Source organism: Bacillus sp. MYb78 (genome assembly GCF_002975115.1).
Lineage (GTDB): Bacteria > Bacillota > Bacilli > Bacillales > Bacillaceae_G > Bacillus_A > Bacillus_A cereus.
Genome location: NZ_PCOB01000064.1, coordinates 1 through 2,456, shown reverse-complemented (window position 1 = coordinate 2,456; position 2,456 = coordinate 1). Strand labels below are relative to the sequence as shown.

Below are 2,456 nucleotides of genomic sequence, written 5' to 3'. Positions count from 1 at the left end.
TTCAAAGAACTACTTGGTCGCTCATTTGCGACTTCCTTATGTTAACATCTTCATTAGTTAATGTCAACTAAGTTTTTCATTTCGTTTGTCGCTTGCGACGTTAATGTCATCGGCGACTTGTCCTATATTACACCTCTATATAATAATAGTCAATATTAATCTTTCATTTTTAAAAAAAAGATGAAAAATACTCTCATACCCCCTCTTTATTCCTCATACATATCAGTAAAATAACTGAAAGGAGTGTAGAACTTGTTCGATCCTTCTTTATTAAACACCATAAGCGCCCATTCAAGAAGCCCACACTATCATAGGAAGTTTCCCATCATTCTATTTTGGAGTCAAAAAAGCGGTTGCACTTCTCTTGCCAATTGGTTCTTTTACCAAATTGATTTATTGCAAACAGCTCTAAGTTATAGTCCTTTCATTCATAATTATGAATATGATATATACAAAAGTACACCTGCTTATAGTGTACGACTAGGAGTAGCGTTGCGAGAAAAACAAAAAGAAACGTTTAAACTTGTTCGTAACCCTTATAGGAGAGCAGTCAGTTCTTTCGTATCCTTAATTGGACCTCCTTATATGGAAAATCCCGAATGGAAACCCATCCGAAAGTTTTTATATCAAGATGAAAATTCCCCCAAAGGGATCTCATTTAAACAATTTCTATACTATCTATTTATGAAAGGGGCTCACGCAAGTGATATTAACCCACATTTCACACAACAATATATAGCTGGTGAAGAAGAATATGTCACCAATTATATATACTTAGAAAACTTTGATCAGGAAATGAAAGAATTAGAAAAGCGTTTCGAATTAAAAAACGCACCAATAAATGAGTTCTCAACATCATGGCATCATCAAACTCCCGCCATGATTTATAAAGGGAATTTTAGCGAAGGCGATATTACTGATCCTTTATTTCCCCGTCATCCAACTTTTGAAAGCTTTTATGATACTGAATGTATACAACTTGTTCAAACAATATTTCAAAATGATTTCGACACATATAAATACAGCAAAGAATATCCATACTAATTTTAGTCTATTATCTTTGCTAAATAAAAAAGATACCTCATATATAAGGTATCTTTTTAACATTTCAATTATATAAATCATACTGTTTAACAGTCTCTATTCTCCACCTTGTTACCTTTTAATAGATTACATAACTTTTGCTTATCCGCCCATCCTACTCCAATTAAAACTAAACTCGCTCCCATTATTACTCTCCATGTCAAAGATTCATTTAATAGAATAATTGAAGTAACAATACTTATTAACGGTAATGCATTTAAATATAATCCGCTTACTGATGCTGAAACTCTCTCTAGCGCTTTATTCCAAAACCAATACGCTAAAATTGTTGCTCCAATAACAAGGTATATTACACTAAGTCCCGTTTTCCAAGTTTCAATCTTCGGTAAACCGTAATAAAGAATTTCTACCAGTGCAAATGGTAATAGAATAACAGCTCCGATAATTAAAGTTAATGTTGTAAAAACCTCGTTTGATAAATACTGTTCTTGTTTTGGTCGTTTTAGCAAAACCGTGTAGAAAGCAAATAGAAAAGTACTTAATAATATCAGTATATCTCCTATTAAAGACACTTCTTGATCAGCACTTTTAGATGGAATCGTAATAAAGAGTACTCCTATAGCACCCAATATAATTCCTATCCAATAATTCAATCGAATTTTCTCTTTCAAGAAGAATGCTGAAAAAAGAATTGTAACTAATGGTAATGCAGCATCTATGATACTAACATGTAATCCACTTGTTAAAGAAATACCATACGATGTGAACATAAAATACCCAGCTACACCGGTAAAAGCTAACAAACTCATTCTTTTCCATGGAACTTTTTTATGTACAACTGATTTTTGTAGTTGCTTAAATGAAAATAGCATACAAATTCCACCTGCAAAGAAAAGACGAATAAACAACAAAGTAAACGGCTGAATAGATTCTAACGCCCATTTTGTTGGCGCAATAGCTGTCCCCCATAATATAACAGCCACTAATAACATGCATATTTCTTTCATAATCCCCCACACCCATCAAAAATATATGTTAACTACCTTAATTATAGATTTTTTCTTATGTAAAATCCTTTAAAAACACAAAAGGTTATGCAAAAAGAGCTAGATTGCTACTTTTTGCATAACCTTTTTATATAAGATCACAAACATTCTTTTATATCTCGACTATACCCTTATAAAAGGTAATTCTTACCTTTATATTTTAAGTAATAAAAATATACACAAAAAAACCTAAGTCGAAACGACTTAGGTTTTTGCTTGGCGACGTCCTACTCTCACAGGGACAAGGTCCCAACTACCATCGGCGCTAGAGAGCTTAACTTCCGTGTTCGGTATGGGAACGGGTGTGACCTCTCTGCCATCATCACCAAACTATGAAGGCATATTCCTTCAAAACTAGATAACATT

General features: G+C 32.9%; 2 protein-coding genes and 1 rRNA gene. 1 reads left to right on the top strand and 2 read right to left on the bottom strand.

What is annotated here, in order from left to right; all coding sequences use genetic code 11:
- The first annotated feature begins 252 nt into the window (after positions 1 to 252).
- Complete coding sequence (locus tag CQ064_RS32960; RefSeq protein ID WP_000460203.1) at positions 253 to 1,044, top strand: sulfotransferase family 2 domain-containing protein; 792 nt, start codon at positions 253 to 255, stop codon at positions 1,042 to 1,044.
- An 86-nt stretch (positions 1,045 to 1,130) separates the two neighbouring features.
- Here CQ064_RS32960 and CQ064_RS32955 read toward each other — a convergent pair whose 3' ends face one another.
- Both CQ064_RS32955 and rrf read right to left on the bottom strand, forming a co-directional pair.
- Positions 1,131 to 2,051 carry a DMT family transporter gene (locus CQ064_RS32955; protein ID WP_000658281.1) on the bottom strand — a complete coding sequence of 307 codons (921 nt, stop codon included), beginning with the start codon at positions 2,049 to 2,051 and terminating at the stop codon, positions 1,131 to 1,133.
- 253 nt (positions 2,052 to 2,304) lie between these two features.
- A 5S ribosomal RNA gene (gene rrf / locus CQ064_RS32950) occupies positions 2,305 to 2,420 on the bottom strand.
- Positions 2,421 to 2,456: the final 36 nt, after the last annotated feature.